Origin of the sequence: Streptomyces olindensis, from assembly GCF_040645895.1 — a bacterium.
Lineage (GTDB): Bacteria > Actinomycetota > Actinomycetes > Streptomycetales > Streptomycetaceae > Streptomyces > Streptomyces olindensis.
Genome location: NZ_JBEYZD010000002.1, coordinates 214,430 through 229,631 on the forward strand (window position 1 = coordinate 214,430; position 15,202 = coordinate 229,631).

15 protein-coding genes are annotated in these 15,202 nt (G+C 73.1%); 3 read left to right on the forward strand and 12 right to left on the reverse strand.

The window, feature by feature from the left end; translation table 11 throughout:
• Position 1: 1 nt before the first annotated feature.
• The 4 genes from groL to ABZ948_RS02060 form a co-directional block, all read right to left on the reverse strand.
• The gene (gene groL, locus ABZ948_RS02045; RefSeq protein ID WP_359756371.1) at positions 2 to 1,627 is read right to left on the reverse strand and encodes a chaperonin GroEL; all 1,626 of its coding nucleotides are present in this window, start codon (positions 1,625 to 1,627) and stop codon (positions 2 to 4) included.
• A 114-nt stretch (positions 1,628 to 1,741) separates the two neighbouring features.
• The gene (gene groES / locus ABZ948_RS02050; RefSeq protein WP_031119986.1) at positions 1,742 to 2,050 is read right to left on the reverse strand and encodes a co-chaperone GroES; all 309 of its coding nucleotides are present in this window, start codon (positions 2,048 to 2,050) and stop codon (positions 1,742 to 1,744) included.
• Between the two features lie 224 nt (positions 2,051 to 2,274).
• The gene (locus tag ABZ948_RS02055; RefSeq protein ID WP_359756372.1) at positions 2,275 to 2,988 is read right to left on the reverse strand and encodes a polysaccharide deacetylase family protein; all 714 of its coding nucleotides are present in this window, start codon (positions 2,986 to 2,988) and stop codon (positions 2,275 to 2,277) included.
• Positions 2,985 to 3,908, reverse strand: coding sequence for a polysaccharide deacetylase family protein (locus ABZ948_RS02060; protein ID WP_359756374.1), 924 nt, complete (start codon positions 3,906 to 3,908; stop codon positions 2,985 to 2,987). The genes ABZ948_RS02055 and ABZ948_RS02060 overlap by 4 nt, the downstream gene beginning before the upstream one ends.
• Positions 3,909 to 4,026: 118 nt before the next feature.
• Between ABZ948_RS02060 and ABZ948_RS02065 the strand changes: the two genes are divergently transcribed.
• Complete coding sequence (locus ABZ948_RS02065) at positions 4,027 to 5,187, forward strand: THUMP-like domain-containing protein (protein WP_359756376.1); 1,161 nt, start codon at positions 4,027 to 4,029, stop codon at positions 5,185 to 5,187.
• Positions 5,188 to 5,191: 4 nt separating this feature from the next.
• Here the strand turns inward: ABZ948_RS02065 and ABZ948_RS02070 are convergent, their stop codons facing one another.
• The 4 genes from ABZ948_RS02070 to ABZ948_RS02085 form a co-directional block, all read right to left on the reverse strand.
• Complete coding sequence (locus ABZ948_RS02070; protein ID WP_435857446.1) at positions 5,192 to 6,502, reverse strand: RNA polymerase sigma factor; 1,311 nt, start codon at positions 6,500 to 6,502, stop codon at positions 5,192 to 5,194.
• Between the two features lie 47 nt (positions 6,503 to 6,549).
• The gene (locus tag ABZ948_RS02075; protein ID WP_359756377.1) at positions 6,550 to 6,906 is read right to left on the reverse strand and encodes a YciI family protein; all 357 of its coding nucleotides are present in this window, start codon (positions 6,904 to 6,906) and stop codon (positions 6,550 to 6,552) included.
• 127 nt (positions 6,907 to 7,033) lie between these two features.
• Complete coding sequence (locus tag ABZ948_RS02080; RefSeq protein WP_359756378.1) at positions 7,034 to 8,095, reverse strand: LCP family protein; 1,062 nt, start codon at positions 8,093 to 8,095, stop codon at positions 7,034 to 7,036.
• 232 nt (positions 8,096 to 8,327) lie between these two features.
• Complete coding sequence (locus ABZ948_RS02085) at positions 8,328 to 9,386, reverse strand: LacI family DNA-binding transcriptional regulator (RefSeq protein ID WP_359756380.1); 1,059 nt, start codon at positions 9,384 to 9,386, stop codon at positions 8,328 to 8,330.
• 184 nt (positions 9,387 to 9,570) lie between these two features.
• Here ABZ948_RS02085 and ABZ948_RS02090 point away from each other — a divergent pair, with 184 nt between their 5' ends.
• Positions 9,571 to 11,883 carry a beta-xylosidase/alpha-l-arabinosidase gene (locus tag ABZ948_RS02090; protein ID WP_359756381.1) on the forward strand — a complete coding sequence of 771 codons (2,313 nt, stop codon included), beginning with the start codon at positions 9,571 to 9,573 and terminating at the stop codon, positions 11,881 to 11,883.
• 9 nt (positions 11,884 to 11,892) lie between these two features.
• On the opposite strand, the gene ABZ948_RS02095 is transcribed toward ABZ948_RS02090, so the two are convergent.
• From ABZ948_RS02095 to tsaB, 4 genes are read right to left on the reverse strand one after another with little or no spacing between them, the layout of a single operon-like run.
• Positions 11,893 to 12,150, reverse strand: coding sequence for a hypothetical protein (locus tag ABZ948_RS02095; protein WP_359756382.1), 258 nt, complete (start codon positions 12,148 to 12,150; stop codon positions 11,893 to 11,895).
• Complete coding sequence (gene tsaD, locus ABZ948_RS02100; RefSeq protein ID WP_359756384.1) at positions 12,147 to 13,244, reverse strand: tRNA (adenosine(37)-N6)-threonylcarbamoyltransferase complex transferase subunit TsaD; 1,098 nt, start codon at positions 13,242 to 13,244, stop codon at positions 12,147 to 12,149. Before tsaD ends, ABZ948_RS02095 begins: the two co-directional genes overlap by 4 nt.
• A complete protein-coding gene (gene rimI, locus ABZ948_RS02105; RefSeq protein ID WP_051649205.1) occupies positions 13,237 to 13,710 on the reverse strand; it encodes a ribosomal protein S18-alanine N-acetyltransferase in 474 nt (157 codons plus the stop codon). The genes tsaD and rimI overlap by 8 nt, the downstream gene beginning before the upstream one ends.
• 41 nt (positions 13,711 to 13,751) lie before the next feature.
• Positions 13,752 to 14,405: a tRNA (adenosine(37)-N6)-threonylcarbamoyltransferase complex dimerization subunit type 1 TsaB gene (gene tsaB, locus ABZ948_RS02110; RefSeq protein ID WP_359756385.1), complete on the reverse strand. Its 654-nt coding sequence runs from the start codon at positions 14,403 to 14,405 to the stop codon at positions 13,752 to 13,754.
• 113 nt (positions 14,406 to 14,518) lie between these two features.
• Between tsaB and ABZ948_RS02115 the strand changes: the two genes are divergently transcribed.
• Positions 14,519 to 15,073, forward strand: coding sequence for a hypothetical protein (locus ABZ948_RS02115; protein WP_359756387.1), 555 nt, complete (start codon positions 14,519 to 14,521; stop codon positions 15,071 to 15,073).
• Positions 15,074 to 15,202 lie beyond the last annotated feature (129 nt).

The window sequence follows — 15,202 nt, forward strand, 5'->3', positions numbered from 1 at the left end:
CTCAGTGGGCGTGGCCGTGGCCGTGGCCCGCGGCGGCCGGCTCCTCCTCTTCCTTCTTCTCGACGACCAGGGTCTCGGTCGTGAGGAGGAGGGAGGCGATGGAGGCGGCGTTCTCCAGGGCGGAGCGGGTGACCTTGACCGGGTCGATGACGCCGGCCTTGATCAGGTCGCCGTACTCGCCGGTGGCGGCGTTGTAGCCGTTGCCCTTGTCGAGCTCGGCCACCTTGGAGACGATGACGTAGCCCTCCAGGCCGGCGTTCTCGGCGATCCAGCGCAGCGGCTCGACGGCGGCGCGGCGGACGACCGCGACACCGGTGGCCTCGTCGCCGGTCTTGTCGAGGTTGCCCTCGAGGACCTTGACGGCGTGGACGAGCGCGGAGCCACCACCGGAGACGATGCCCTCCTCGACCGCGGCGCGGGTCGCGGAGATGGCGTCCTCCAGACGGTGCTTGCGCTCCTTCAGCTCGACCTCGGTGGCGGCACCCACACGGATGACGCACACGCCGCCGGCCAGCTTCGCGAGGCGCTCCTGGAGCTTCTCGCGGTCCCAGTCGGAGTCCGTGGTCTCGATCTCGGCCTTGATCTGGGCGACGCGGCCCTGCACGTCGTCCTTCTTGCCGGCGCCGTCGACGATCGTGGTGTCGTCCTTGGTGACGGTGACGCGGCGGGCGGAGCCGAGGACGTCCAGGCCGACCTGGTCGAGCTTGAGGCCGACCTCCTCGGAGACGACCGTGGCGCCCGTGAGGACGGCCATGTCCTGCAGCATCGCCTTGCGGCGGTCGCCGAAGCCGGGGGCCTTCACGGCGACGGCGTTGAACGTGCCGCGGATCTTGTTGACGACGAGGGTGGAGAGCGCCTCGCCCTCGACGTCCTCGGCGATGATCAGCAGCGGCTTGGAGGCGTTGGCCTGGATGACCTTCTCCAGCAGCGGCAGGAGGTCCGCGATGGCGGAGATCTTGCCCTGCGTGATGAGGATGTAGGGGTCGTCCAGGACGGCTTCCATGCGCTCCTGGTCCGTCACGAAGTACGGCGACAGGTAGCCCTTGTCGAAGGCCATGCCCTCGGTGAAGTCCAGCTCCAGACCGAAGGTGTTGGACTCCTCGACGGTGATGACACCGTCCTTGCCGACCTTGTCCATCGCCTCGGCGATGAGCTCGCCGACCTGCTGGTCCTGGGCGGACAGCGCGGCGACGGCGGCGATGTCGGACTTCTCGTCGATCGGGCGGGCCGAGGCGAGCAGGTCCTCGGAGACCGCGGCGACGGCGGCGTCGATGCCCTTCTTCAGGGCGGCCGGGGAGGCACCGGCGGCGACGTTCTTCAGGCCCTCGCGCACGAGCGCCTGGGCGAGCACGGTCGCGGTGGTCGTACCGTCACCCGCGATGTCGTTGGTCTTGGTCGCCACCTCCTTGACCAGCTGGGCACCGAGGTTCTCGTACGGGTCCTCGACCTCGACCTCGCGGGCGATGGTCACACCGTCGTTGGTGATGGTGGGGGCGCCGAACTTCTTGTCGATGACGACGTTGCGGCCCTTGGGGCCGATCGTCACCTTGACCGTGTCGGCAAGCTTGTTGACGCCGCGCTCGAGGGCGCGACGGGCGTCCTCGTCGAACTTCAGGATCTTCGCCATGGGAGCGTGAGCCCTCTTCCGGAATCTGGGTTAAAGGCACTGCGCCCCGGGCGCCCGGCTTCTATGTGTCGCGGGGGGCCAGGGGCGCAGCTCAAAGCAATGTGCTGGGGTGAATTACTTCTCGACGATCGCGAGGACGTCGCGGGCCGAGAGGACGAGGTACTCCTCGTTGTTGTACTTCACCTCGGTGCCGCCGTACTTGCTGTAGAGCACGACGTCACCGACCTTGACGTCGAGCTCGACGCGCTTGCCGTCCTCGATGCGGCCCGGGCCCACGGCCAGGACGACGCCCTCCTGGGGCTTCTCCTTGGCGGTGTCCGGAATGACCAGGCCCGAGGCCGTGGTCTGCTCGGCGTCCAGCGGCTGGACCACGATGCGGTCCTCGAGCGGCTTGATGGCAACCTTGCTGGCGGTCGTCACGATCCGACCTCCCCCTTCGGAGATCTCACGGGGTTAACTGTCTGAGGTGGCGACCAGGTGGATCCGTCGTCGCGGGTGCCGGACCTGCCCGTCGCTGTGTTGGCACTCTCCTTCGTCGAGTGCCAGAGCCGAGACTATGACCGTGATTAGCACTCGGTCAAGCGGACTGCTAATTGCCCGCGGCGCGTCGGCCAGGTGAGTTCGCCACGCGGGGGCCGCGGGCCCGTCTACAGGTAGTCCTCCAGCCGCCCCACCCGCAGGCCCTTCCCCTCGATCTCCCGCAGCAACCGCAGCGTCCGTTCCGTCAGGGTCGCGGACGCGTCGCCCGACGGGACGGAGACGATGTCGCCGGGGCGCAGTCCGGGCCCGCCCCGCCGGTAGGACAGGTCGCCGTCGGCGCCCAGGGACACCCGCCAGAGCACGACCGCCGTGATGCCGCAGTCGGCGGCGGCGCGCAGGGTCGCCCGGTCGTAGGTGCCGTAGGGCGGGCGGAAGAGGCGGGGGCGGATGCCGAAGCGGGAGTGGAGCTTGTGCTGCTGGCCGCAGATCTCGGCGCGCTGGCCGGCGTAGGGCAGGCCGCGCAGGGCGGGGTGGTCGAGGGTGTGGTTCTGGATGGACGCGCCGACCGCGCGCAGCCGGGCGAAGTGGCCGTAGCCGGGTCCGACGACGCTGTCCGTGAGGAACATGCTGACCGGGAGCCGCCGTTCGCGGACGAGGCCGACGAAGCGGGGGTCGCGTTCGGCGCCGTCGTCGTAGGTGAGGAAGACGACCGGGTCGCGGGTGGGGACGTGGTCCACGACGGGCGGGAGGGGGTGGCTCACCGCGGGGCGCGAGTCCTGGGCCCGGCCGTCGGCGGTGCCCGGGCGCCGGTCCGCCGCGCCGGCGCAGCCGGCCAGCAGGATGACGCCCGCGCACAGGGCGGCGGCCGGTCGCCGCCTCACAGGTAGTCCTCCAGCCGTCCCACCGCGTATCCCTCGGCCGTGACCTTGTTCAGGAAGCGGCGGACCATGTCCGGCATCGTGCCCTTCCACTGGCCGGGGCCCCGGAAGTGGGTGAGGACGATGTCGCCCGGGCGCAGCTCCCGGTCCGCCTCGCGGTACTCCCAGCGGTCGGCGAAGACCTCCTCGTTCCAGAGCGGGACGTACGCGATGCCGCAGGACTTGGCGGCGCGCAGGGTCGCCCGGTTGTAGCTGCCGTAGGGCGGGCGGAAGAGGCGGGGGCGCTTGCCGAACCGCTTCTCCATGTAGCGCTGCATGCCGCAGATCTCGCGCTTCTGCGCACGGTAGGACAGCCCCGGCAGGTAGGGGTGGTGCAGGGTGTGGTTGTTCAGGACCACGCCTCTGGCCTGCATCCTCTTGAAGTAGCGGGGGTTGTCCTTCACCAGGTAGCCGCTGAGGAACGCGGTGTACGGGACGTCCAGGTCGCTCATCATCCGCAGGAACGCCCGGTCCTTCTCGGCGCCGTCGTCGATGGTGAGGAAGACGACCTTGTCCCGGGTGGGGATCCTGGTGAACACGGGCGGGAGGTCCGACTCCCGGTGGCCCGCCACCTCGAAGCCCTCGCGGGTCCTGATCCCGGGCTTGCTCTCTGGGGGTCGCGGAGCGGTCAGCGGGGTGTTCCGCAGCCCCCAGCGGTGTGCGGCGGCGACCCGGGCGGCGTGCGCGGCGCCCAGTTTGGAGGCGTACGAGTCGAGCGCGCGGGCCGGGGGCGCGTCGAGGGGCTGCTGTCCGCCGGCCGGGGTGACCTGGTCGCTGCCGCCCTGCGCGCAGCCCGAGGCGATGGCGGCGAGGGCCAGCACGGCGAGGCCGGCCCGCACCCGGCCGGATGCCCGGCTTTTGTCATTTCGTACGACTGCTCGCATGGTGCCGGATCCTCGCAGCCGGGCCCGGCGAACCCGACCCGACACCGCGGCCGGCGGCCCACCATCCACCGACTGGCCCACACGCCTCCCCCGCGCCGCCGTGGCCGACAATGAACCGGTGAACGACCTCGCCCTCCTCCTCACCCCAGAAGGCCGCGCCCTCCTCGACGAGGTGCGCGACACCGACCCGGCGCGGGAGCTGGCCGTCGCGACCCGGCTGCGCCGGGAGCACCCCGCGGAGCTGGTGTCGGCGGCGCTCGGCCAGGCACGGCTTCGGCAGCGGGCTGCGGTGAAGTTCGGGGCCGGGGACGCGGGGCGGATGTTCTTCACGCCGAACGGGGTGGAGCAGTCGACCCGGGCGAGCGTGGCGGCCTACCGGGCCCGGCGCATGGCCGACTCCGGCGTGACCTCGGTCGCCGACCTGTGCTGCGGCATCGGCGGGGACGCGATCGCGCTGGCCCGGGCCGGGATCCGGGTGCTCGCCGTGGACCGGGACCCGCTGACGGCCGCGGCGGCCCGGGCGAACGCCGACGCGCTGGGGCTCGCGGACCTGATCGAGGTGCGGGAGGCGGACGTCACGGAGGTGGACACGGCCGGCTACGACGCCGTCTTCGTCGACCCGGCCCGGCGCGGCGGCCGGGGCCGCATCTTCGACCCCGAGGCCTACTCGCCCCCGCTGTCCTGGGCGGTGGCGGCCGCCCGGCGAGCCCCGCACGCCGCGCTGAAGATCGCCCCGGGCATCCCGCACGAGGCGGTCCCCGAGGACGCCGAGGCCGAGTGGATCTCCGACGGCGGGGACGTGAAGGAGGCGGTGCTGTGGTTCGGCACCGACCCGGGCGCGGTACGCGCCACCCTGCTGCCCGGCCCCCGCAGCCTGCTCTCCCGCGCCCTGCCCGATCCCCCGGTCCGCCCGCCCGGCCGCTACCTCTACGAGCCCGACGGCGCCGTCATCCGCGCCCACCTGGTCGCCGAGGTCGCCGACCGGGTCGACGGCGGCCTGCTCGACGCGACGATCGCGTACGTCACGGCCGACGCGCTGCGCCCGACGCCGTACGCCACGGCCTACGAGATCACCGACCACCTCCCCTTCAACGTCAAGAAGCTGAAGGCCCTGCTGCGGGAGCGGGAGGTCGGCACCCTGACGGTGAAGAAGCGGGGCTCGGCGGTCGAGCCGGAGGAACTCCGCAGGAAGGTCAAGCCCCAGGGCCCGAACGCGGCGACGGTGTTCCTGACCCGGCTGTCGGGAGCACCGACGATGCTGATCGGGCACCCGGCCTGACCGTTCAGGGCTGTTCCGCCGCCCGCCGCAGCAGCAGTTCCCGCTCCCTCTCGTTCCTCGTCAGCGACGCCGCCCGTTCGAACTCCGCGCGGGCCTCTGCCGTGCGGCCGAGGCGGGCGAGGAGGTCGCCGCGCACGCTGGGGAGCAGGTGGTAGTCCGTCAGGGCGGGGTCGTCCGTCAGGGCGTCGACGATCGTCAGGGCCGGGCCCGGGCCCTCGGACATGGAGACGGCGACCGCGCGGTTCAGTTCCACGACCGGGGACGGGGAGCGGGCCGCCAGGAGGCCGTAGAGGGTGGCGATGCGGGACCAGTCGGTCTCCTCGTAGGTGTGGGCGTGCGCGTGGCAGGCGGCGATGGCGGCCTGGAGGGTGTACGGGCCCGGCGCGCCGGAGGCGGTGGCCTCGGCCCGGCCCAGTGCGGTGATGCCGCGGGCGATGAGCATGCGGTTCCAGCGGGAGCGGTTCTGGTCCTTGAGGAGGACCGGTTCGCCCGAGGGGCCGGTGCGGGCGGCCGTGCGGGACGCCTGGAGCTCCAGGAGCGCGGTGAGGCCGTGCACCTCGGGCTCCTTCGGCATCAGGCCCGAGAGCACCCGGGCCAGCCGCAGGGCGTCCTCGCACAGGCCCGGGCGGAGCCAGTCGTCGCCGGCCGTTGCGGCATAACCCTCGTTGAAGATGAGGTAGATGACGTCGAGGACCGAGCCGAGGCGCGTCTCGCGGTCGGGGCCGTAGGGCACCTCGAAGGCGATGTCGCGGGTCGCCAGGGTGCGTTTGGCGCGCACGATGCGCTGCGCCACCGTCGCCTCCGGGACGAGGAAGGCGCGGGCGATCTCGGCCGTGGTCAGGCCGCCCAGCAGGCGCAGGGTGAGGGCGGTGCGGGCCTCCGTGGACAGCACCGGGTGGCAGGCGGTGAAGACCAGGCGCAGCAGGTCGTCGTCGATGTCGTCCGGGTCGGCGGGCTCCTGCGGCGGGGCCGTCTCCGGCAGGGTCCGGCCGATCTCCGCCAGCTTGCGGGCGTAGTTCTCGCGGCGGCGGACCAGGTCGACGGCACGGTTGCGGGCGGTGGCCATGAGCCAGGCGCCGGGGTTGTCGGGCACCCCGTCCCGGGGCCACTGCTCCAGCGCCGCGACGAGGGCGTCCTGCGCGAGTTCCTCGGCGATGCCGACGTCCCGGACGACCCGGGTGACGCCGGCGATGATCCTGGGCGACTCCATCCGGAAGACGGTCTCGATGGTCCGGGTGGTCCGGGTGCTCTGGGTGGTCGGGGTGGTTCGCGTGGTCCGGGAGGCGCCGGGTCCGGCGGTGGGCTGCGGGGTCACAGCCCACCATCAGACACCCGTGGCGGCGCCCCGCCAAGGACGACCGGTCAGCCCTCGGCGATCTGCCGGACCTCAGCGGTGATCGTCCAGTAGTCCTCGTGCACGGACAGGAACCGCTTGGTCCACTCGATCGCCTCGGCCTTGTCCTTGCACTGGCTGATCGAATAGCCGCCGATGACCTCCTTGGTCTCGGTGAACGGCCCGTCGGTGACGGACAGCTGCCCGCCCTCCCAGGTCACCCGGGTGCCGTCCGAGGTCGGCGTGAGCCCGGCCGTGTCGAGCATGACCCCGGCCTTGGTGATCTCCTCCAGCAGCTTGCCCATGCGCTCCTGGAGTTCGGGGCTCGGGCCCTCGGCGGGGGCGTTCTTCTCGTCGACGCGGATCAGGGTGAGAAAGCGCGGCATGGTGACTCCTCGGGTCTTCGGAGCGGGCTTCTGTCCGCTCTCACCCCTGCGTCGATCGGGCGGCCTCCGGATCGACACGCTCGCCGGATTTTCCCCGGATATTTTTTCCGGCGGGCGGCTGCGCAGGTCAGCGCAGCGACTCCCACAGTTTCCGGGCCTCCGGCTGCTCCGCCACCACCCGGTTGGGGTCCGACGGCGCCCGCATCACCGGCATCGTCACCGTCGTCACCCGGCTCGCCGACAGCCCCTGCAGGCTCTGCCCGAACCGGGTCAGCTCGCTCAGGGAGTCCAGGCCGGTGTCGGTGGTGAGGCCGGCGGTCACCGCGTCCGCGACCCGGTACAGCTTCGCCGGGTCGGTGAGCAGGTCCTGGGCGGCGATCTGCTCCAGCAGCGCCTTGACCAGTGTCTGCTGGAGCCCTATGCGGCCGAGGTCGCTGCCGTCGCCTATGCCGTGGCGGGTGCGGGCCAGGGCGAGGGCCTGGGTGCCGTCCAGGTGGTGGGTGCCCGCCTTCAGACGCAGATGGCTGTCCTCGTCGGCGATGTCCTCCTCCGTGGTGACGGTGACGCCGCCGAGCGCGTCGACCAGCTTCGCGAAGCCGGAGAAGTCGATCTCCAGGTAGTGGTCCATGCGGACGTTCGTCATGGACTCGACCGTCTTCACCGCGCAGACCGGACCGCCCACCGCGTACGCGCTGTTGAACATGGAGCCGTGGGCGACCGCCGTCGACCCGCCGGACGGGCGCGGGCAGGACGGGCGGGTGACCAGGGTGTCGCGCGGGATGCTCACCACCGTCGCGCTGGACCGCCCGGCGTCGAGGTGGACGACCATCGCCGTGTCCGAGCGGGCACCGGCACTGTCGCCGCCGCCGAGCCGCTGGTTCTCCCTGCCGCTGCGCGAGTCCGAGCCCAGCACCAGGATGTTGAGGGCGCCGCCGGGCAGCGCCGCGGCCGAGGGCGACGGCGTGCTCACCGGCCTCGGCGGGCGGTTGTCGCCCAGCGCGTTGTCGATGTCGACGCCGGTGATGTTGTCGTTGAGGTGCCAGTAGGCCCAGCCCGCCGCCCCGAGGCCCAGCACCAGCGCACCCGCCAGGGCCAGGCCTGCGGTCCTCAGCGCTCTCGACCGCCGGCCCGCCTCCCTGCCCCTGCCCCCGTCCCCGTTCCCGTCGAGTCCCGTCACGGGCAGGAACATAAGTCCGAATTATTACGAGCAGGGCCCCGCGGCCGATTTTCTTCGGAAATTCTCAGACTTCCCGGCCTCTGAGCGGCGAGCCGGCCGTCACGACGCCGGCCGGCAGGGTGGCGAGCAAGCCCGGTCTCGGTGATCCCATCACGGCGCCCCCGAAAGTTTCGGTGGTGTAACCGACTGGCTTCGGTGCAGTGTGGAGGCGTCCGTACCACCCGTCAATACAACAACTGGCCTTTCACGCGGGGGCCGCCGTGCTGCTGCGCACCACCAGGCTCGTCGCCAGTTCCACCCGGGTCGCCGCGGGGGCGTGCTCGTCCCGCCCGAGGTCCAGCACCAGCCGGGCAGCCGCCTCGGCCATCTCCGTCAGCGGCTGCCGTACGGTCGTCAGCGGCGGGCCGACCAGCGGGGCCACGGGCAGGTCGTCGAAGCCGACCACGCTCAGGTCCTCGGGGACGCGCAGCCCCAGCTCGCGCGCGGCCTCGTACAGCCCGAGCGCCTGGAGGTCGTTGCCGGCGAAGACGGCGGTGGGCCGGTCCGGGCGGCGCAGCAGCTCCAGGCCCAGCCGGTAGCCGGCCTCGTGGTGGAAGTCGCCGCCCGCGATCAGCGCCGGGTCCACCGGCAGCCCGGCCGTCTCCAGCGCGGCCCGGTAGCCGTCGATCCGGGCGCGGCTGCACATCATCTGCGAGGGCCCGCTGATCGCGCCGATCCTGCGGTGCCCCAGCTCGACGAGGTGCCGGGTGGCCGCGAGACCGCCCTGCCAGTTGGTCGCGCCGATCGACGGCACGTCCGCCCCCGGGTCGCCGGCCGGGTCCATCACCACGAACGGGATGGAGCGGCTGGTCAGCAGCGCGCGCTGGGCCTCGTCGAGCCCGGAGAGGACCAGGACCACGCCGTGCGGCCGGCGCGCGGCGACCTGGTCGGCCCAGGTCCGCCCGGGGACGAGACGCCCGGCGCTCTCCGACAGCACGACGCTCAGCCCGGCGTCCCGGGCCACGTTCTCCACACCCCGGATGACCTCCAGCGCCCAGGCGCTCTCCAGCTCGTGGAAGACCAGGTCGATCAGCGGCGAGCGGGTCGCCTCCGCGCGGCGCCGCCGGTAGCCGTGGGCGCGCAGCAGTTCCTCGACGCGGGCCCGGGTGGCCGGGGCGACGTCGGCCCGGCCGTTGAGGACCTTCGAAACAGTCGGCGCGGACACGCCGGCCTCACGGGCGATCTCGGCGAGCGTCGCGGTCTGCGCGGTGCGCCCCTGCGTCCGGGTTTGCGTCCGGCTTTCAACGGGCTCCGGGGATGTCATGGCGGCGATCGTATCCCTGCGGGCCCCCTTGACGAAGTCCTCGTGGCCCCATAAGTTCCCGGAACATTCGACGTGTATATCGAAACATTCGTAGAAGCGGGTGCGGGAAGCGGTCGTCAGCACGGTTCACGCGCTCGTCAGCACCGTTCGTGAGAGGGCCGTCCGTCCACCCGACAGGAGCTTCATGACCACCGCGCCCTGGCGTGACCCCGCCCTGCCCGCCGCCGCCCGCGTCGACGACCTGCTCTCCCGGATGACCCTGGAGGAGAAGACCGCCCAGCTGTACGGCGTGTGGGTGGGCGCCTCGGCGGACGGCGGCGGAGTCGCTCCGCACCAGCACGACATGACCGTCGAGCACGACTGGGACGAGCTGATCACCCACGGCCTGGGACAGCTCACGCGCTCCTTCGGTACCGCCCCCATCGACCCGGCGCTCGGCGCGCAGGCCCTGGCCCGCGCCCAGCGCCGTATCACCGCGGCCGGCCGCTTCGGCATCCCGGCGATCGCGCACGAGGAGTGCCTGGCCGGCTTCACCGCCTGGCGGGCCACGGCCTACCCGGTGCCGCTGGCCTGGGGCGCGACCTGGGACCCGCCGCTGGTCGAGGAGATGGCCCGGCGCATCGGGAACGACCTGCGCGCGGTCGGCGTCCACCAGGGCCTCGCGCCGGTCCTGGACGTCGTGCGCGATCCGCGCTGGGGCCGGGTGGAGGAGACCATCGGCGAGGACCCGTACCTGGTCGGCACGATCGCCACGGCCTATGTGCGGGGCCTGGAGTCGGCCGGGATCGTCGCCACGCTCAAGCACTTCGCCGGGTACGCCTCCTCGGCCGGAGCCCGCAACCTCGCCCCGGTACGGGCCGGCATCCGCGAGTTCGCGGACGTCACGCTGCCGCCGTTCGAGATGGCGCTGCGCGAGGCCGGGCCCCGCTCGGTGATGGCCGCGTACACCGAGACGGACGGCGTCCCGGCCTCCGCCGACCCCGAGCTGCTCACCCGGCTCCTGCGCGAGGAGTGGGGCTTCACCGGCACGGTCGTCTCCGACTACTTCGGCATCGGCTTCCTGCACACCCTCCACCGCGTCGCCGGCACCCCGGCCGAGGCGGCCCACGCGGCGCTCGCGGCCGGCATCGACGTCGAACTGCCCACGGTCAAGTGCTACGGCCCGCCGCTGCTGGACGCCGTCCGCACGGGGCAGGTCCCCGAGGAACTCGTGGACCGGGCGGCCCGCCGCGTGCTGCTCCAGAAGTGCGAACTGGGCCTGCTCGACGAGGACTGGAGCCCCGAGCCGGCCGCCTCGGTCGACCTGGACTCCACGGGCAACCGGATCCTGGCCCGCCGCCTGGCCGAGGAGTCGGTGGTCCTGCTCGACAACCCCGACGGCCTGCTCCCGCTGGCCCCCGACACCCGGATCGCGGTGGTCGGCCCGAGGGCGGCCGACGCCCTGGCCATGCTGGGCTGCTACTCCTTCCCGTCCCACGTCCTCACCCACCACCCCGAGGTTCCGACGGGCATCGAGATCCCGACCGTCCTGGACGCCCTGCGCACCGAACTGCCCGACGCCAAGGTGACGTTCGCACAGGGCTGCGACGTGACGGACCCGGACACCGCGGGCTTCGAGGAGGCCATCGCCCGTACCGCCGAGGCGGACGTGTGCGTGGCGGTCCTCGGCGACCGGGCGGGCCTGTTCGGCCGCGGCACCTCGGGCGAGGGCTGCGACGCGACGGACCTCGCCCTGCCGGGCGTCCAGGGCGAACTGCTGGACGCGCTGGTCGCGACGGGCGTCCCCGTGGTGCTGGTGCTGCTGACCGGCCGCCCGTACGCCCTCGGCCGCTGGCACGGCCGGCTGGGCGCGGTCGTCCAGGCCTTCTTCCCCGGGGAGGAGGGCGGCCCGGCGGTCGCGGGAGTGCTGTCGGGCCGCGTGAACCCCTCCGGCCGCCTCCCGGTGAGCGTGCCGCGGGAGCCCGGCGGCCAGCCCTGGACGTACCTCCAGCCGCCCCTCGGTCTCGCGGGCGAGGTCAGCAACCTCGACCCGACGCCGCTGTACCCCTTCGGCCACGGCCGCTCGTACACGACGTTCGCCTGGGAGGACGGCACGGGCGGCGAGGAGCCGGCGGAGATCGGCACGGACGGGACGTACGACGTCTCGGTGACCGTCCGCAACACGGGCGAGCGCCCGGGCGCGGAGGCCGTGCAGCTGTATCTGCACGACCCGGTGGCGTCGGTGACCCGCCCCGACGTACGGCTGATCGGCTACCGGCGGGTGACTGCGGCCCCGGGCGAGGCGGTGCGGGTGACGTTCCGCTTCCACCCGGACCTGTCGTCCTTCACCGACCGCTCGGGCCGGCGCGTGGTCGAACCGGGCGCCCTGGAGCTGCGGCTGGGGGCGTCCAGCGCGGACGTACGCCACACGGCACGCCTCACCCTCACGGGCCCGGTCCGGGTGCTCGGCACGGACCGGCGGCTGCGCTGCGAGACCGAGGTGACGGACGCGGGGTGACGGCGGGGGTCAGCCGGAGCCCACCGACTCGAACCGCCACCGGTGCACAGCCCGGGCCACCAACTCCCCGTCCGGCTCCGGCAGTTCGGGCAGCTCGGCATCGTAGGAGGCGTCCCACCAGGTGATGACGAGGACCCGGTCCTGGGGAGCGCGCAGGGTCTCCCGGCGCAGGGGGGCACGGGGCAGCTCCTGCGCCCGGGCCCAGGCCAGCAGGTCCTCACCCCGGCCGGGCACCGCCCGCGCCTCCCACATCAGCGCGACCGTCACGAGTACAGGTTCTCCTTGCTGACCTCGTGCACATGGTCGTGGCCGTGCCGGTGGCCCGGCACGTGCGGCTCCGTCACCGGCAGCGAGGAGTCCGCCGGCAGGTCCCAGCCCGACGCGGCGCGGTTGCGCGCGACCATCTCGGCGCCGAGCGCGGCGACCATCGCGCCGTTGTCCGTGCACAGCTTGGGCCGCGGCACGCGCAGCCGGATCCCGGCGGCCTCGCAGCGCTCCTGGGCCAGGGCGCGCAGCCGGGAGTTGGCGGCCACGCCGCCGCCGATCATCAGGTGGTCGACGCCCTCGTCCTTGCAGGCCCGGACGGCCTTGCGGGTCAGCACGTCCACGACCGCCTCCTGGAAGGAGGCCGACACGTCCCGCACCGGCACCTCCTCCCCCGCCGCCCGCTTGGCCTCGATCCAGCGCGCCACGGCCGTCTTCAGCCCCGAGAAGGAGAAGTCGTAGGCCGGGTCGCGCGGGCCGGTCAGGCCGCGCGGGAACGCGATCGCGTTCGGGTCGCCCTCCTTGGCGTACCGGTCGATGACCGGGCCGCCGGGGAAGCCGAGGTTCAGCACCCGGGCGATCTTGTCGAAGGCCTCGCCGGCCGCGTCGTCGATGGTGGCGCCCATCGGCCGGACGTCGGAGGTGATGTCCGAGGACAGCAGCAGCGAGGAGTGGCCGCCGGAGACCAGCAGCGCCATGGTCGGCTCGGGCAGCGGGCCGTGCTCCAGCTGGTCCACGCAGATGTGGGAGGCGAGGTGGTTCACGCCGTAGAGGGGCTTGCCCAGCGCGTACGCGTACGCCTTCGCGGCGGAGACGCCGACCAGCAGGGCGCCGGCGAGTCCGGGGCCGGCCGTGACGGCGATGCCGTCGAGGTCACGGGCGCTGACCCCGGCCTCCTTCAGCGCGCGGTCGATGGTCGGGACCATCGCCTCCAGGTGGGCGCGGCTCGCGACCTCGGGGACGACGCCGCCGAAGCGGGCGTGCTCGTCGACGCTGGAGGCGACGGCGTCGGCCAGCAGGGTGGTGCCCCGGACGATGCCGACGCCGGTCTCGTCGCAGGAGGTCTCAATCCCCAGAACGAGGGGTTCGTCAGCCATGGATCTCGGTTCCTTGTACGGAGTTCTCGGGGGCGGTCAGGCGCATCACCAGGGCGTCCACGTTGCCCGGCTGGTAGTAACCCCGCCGGACCCCGATGGGCTCGAACCCGAACCGCTCGTACAGCTTCTGCGCGCGCACGTTGTCCACGCGGCACTCCAGCATCACCTCGGCGCACTCGAAGGCGGTGGCCGCGCGCAGCAGTTCGGCGAGCAGCCGCGCGCCGAGGCCGGTGCCCCACAGGTCACGGGCGACGGCGATGGTCTGCACGTCGGCCTGCTCGCCGGAGGAGACCAGACCGGCGTACCCGACGATGCGGGAGCCGGCCTCGGCGACCACGTACCGCCGGTTGGCCTCGGGTCCGCGCGCATGGGCCAGCTCGGACCAGAACATGCCCCGCGACCAGGCGTCGTCGGGGAACAGGTCCCGCTCCAGCTCCAGCACGGGGTCGATGTCCCACCAGCGCATCTCGCGCAGTACGCACGTCTCGGGATCGGTCACGGGCTCGGTCACTTGGGGGTGACCACCTTGTAGTTCTTGGGGACCTGGGCGTCGGGGCGGCGCAGGTACAGCGGTCGCGGCGCGGGCAGCTCCTCGCCGGCCGCCAGCCGCTCCGCGGCCAGCCGGGCCAGGGCGGCGGCGGACACGTGCTCGGGCTCGTGCGCCTTGGGGAAGGTGTCCGGGTAGAGCAGCGCGCCCGCGCCGACCGCGGGCAGGCCCGCGACCTGCTCGGCGATGTCGGCGGGCCGGTCGACGGCCGGGTCGGTGACGCGGGTGCGGGAGTCGGCGTAGCGGGCCCAGTACACCTCCTTGCGGCGGGCGTCGGTCGCGACGACGAACGGGCCCTCCAGGTCGGCGGCGTAGGCGAGGCCGTCCAGCGTGCACACACCGTGCACGGGGACGCCGAGCGCGAGCCCGAAGGTGTCCGCGGTCATCAGACCGACCCGCAGCCCGGTGTAGGGGCCCGGGCCGATCCCGGCGACGATGCCCGTGACGGCGTCCAGCTTCAGGCCTGCCTCGGCGAGGACCCGGTCGATCGCCGGCAGCAGCAGTTCCCCGTGCCGCCGCGCGTCCACCTGACTCGACGAGGCGATGACGTCCTCGCCGTCGTGCAGTGCGACGGTGACAGCGGGTGTGGCGGTATCCAGAGCGAGCAAGAGCACGCAAACAGCCTACGGCTCCCCGGGGCCCGTGTCGGACGTACCTGCCGGGCCGTCACCTGCTGCTACCGTCACCTTCCGTCACGACAGGGACGTACGACGTGAGGTGGGTGCCGGTGGCAGTCAGCAGCTCGGGAATCGTGGCCGGGCTCACCGCGGCGGCCCTCGCGACGGTCGGCTACCTCGCCCACCGGGCCGCGGAGACCGTCCCGGCCGGTCTGGGCCGGGCGCAGGCGGGCGTCTCACCGGCGGTCGGCGCCCCGAGGGCGCCCCAGGTGAAGCGGGACCCCGCCGCGCTGCCCGTGGACTCCGGCAAGGGCGCGCGGGTCGTGTACTCGCTGCGCGGCGACCGCGTGTGGCTGGTCGGCGGGGACGAGACGGTGACGCGGACGTTCGAGGTCGACCCGAGCGTGGTGGATCCGGCCCCGGGCAGCTACACGGTCACGTCCCGTTCGAACGCGGTCACCGGCTCCGACGGCGTCCCGGTCGAGCACGTCGTGCGCTTCACCAGCGTGGACGGCGTGGCCATCGGCTTCAGCGCGGCCGTGGACGGTTCGACCGCCGCGCCCGACCCGAAGGTGCGCACCGGCGGCATCCGCGAGTCCCGCGCGGACGGCGACGCGATGTGGACGTTCGCGACCATCGGCCGCAAGGTCGTGGTGGTCCGCTGACCGCTGCCGGTCCTAGGGGGTGTCCGCAAAGTCGCGTCGTTCGCCCGGAGGGCGGGCCCTGCGGCGTTCGGTGCGTGCTCTCGGCGTGCCGGGCGGACGCCCGCGTACTGGTTGTACTCGGGTGTTCGC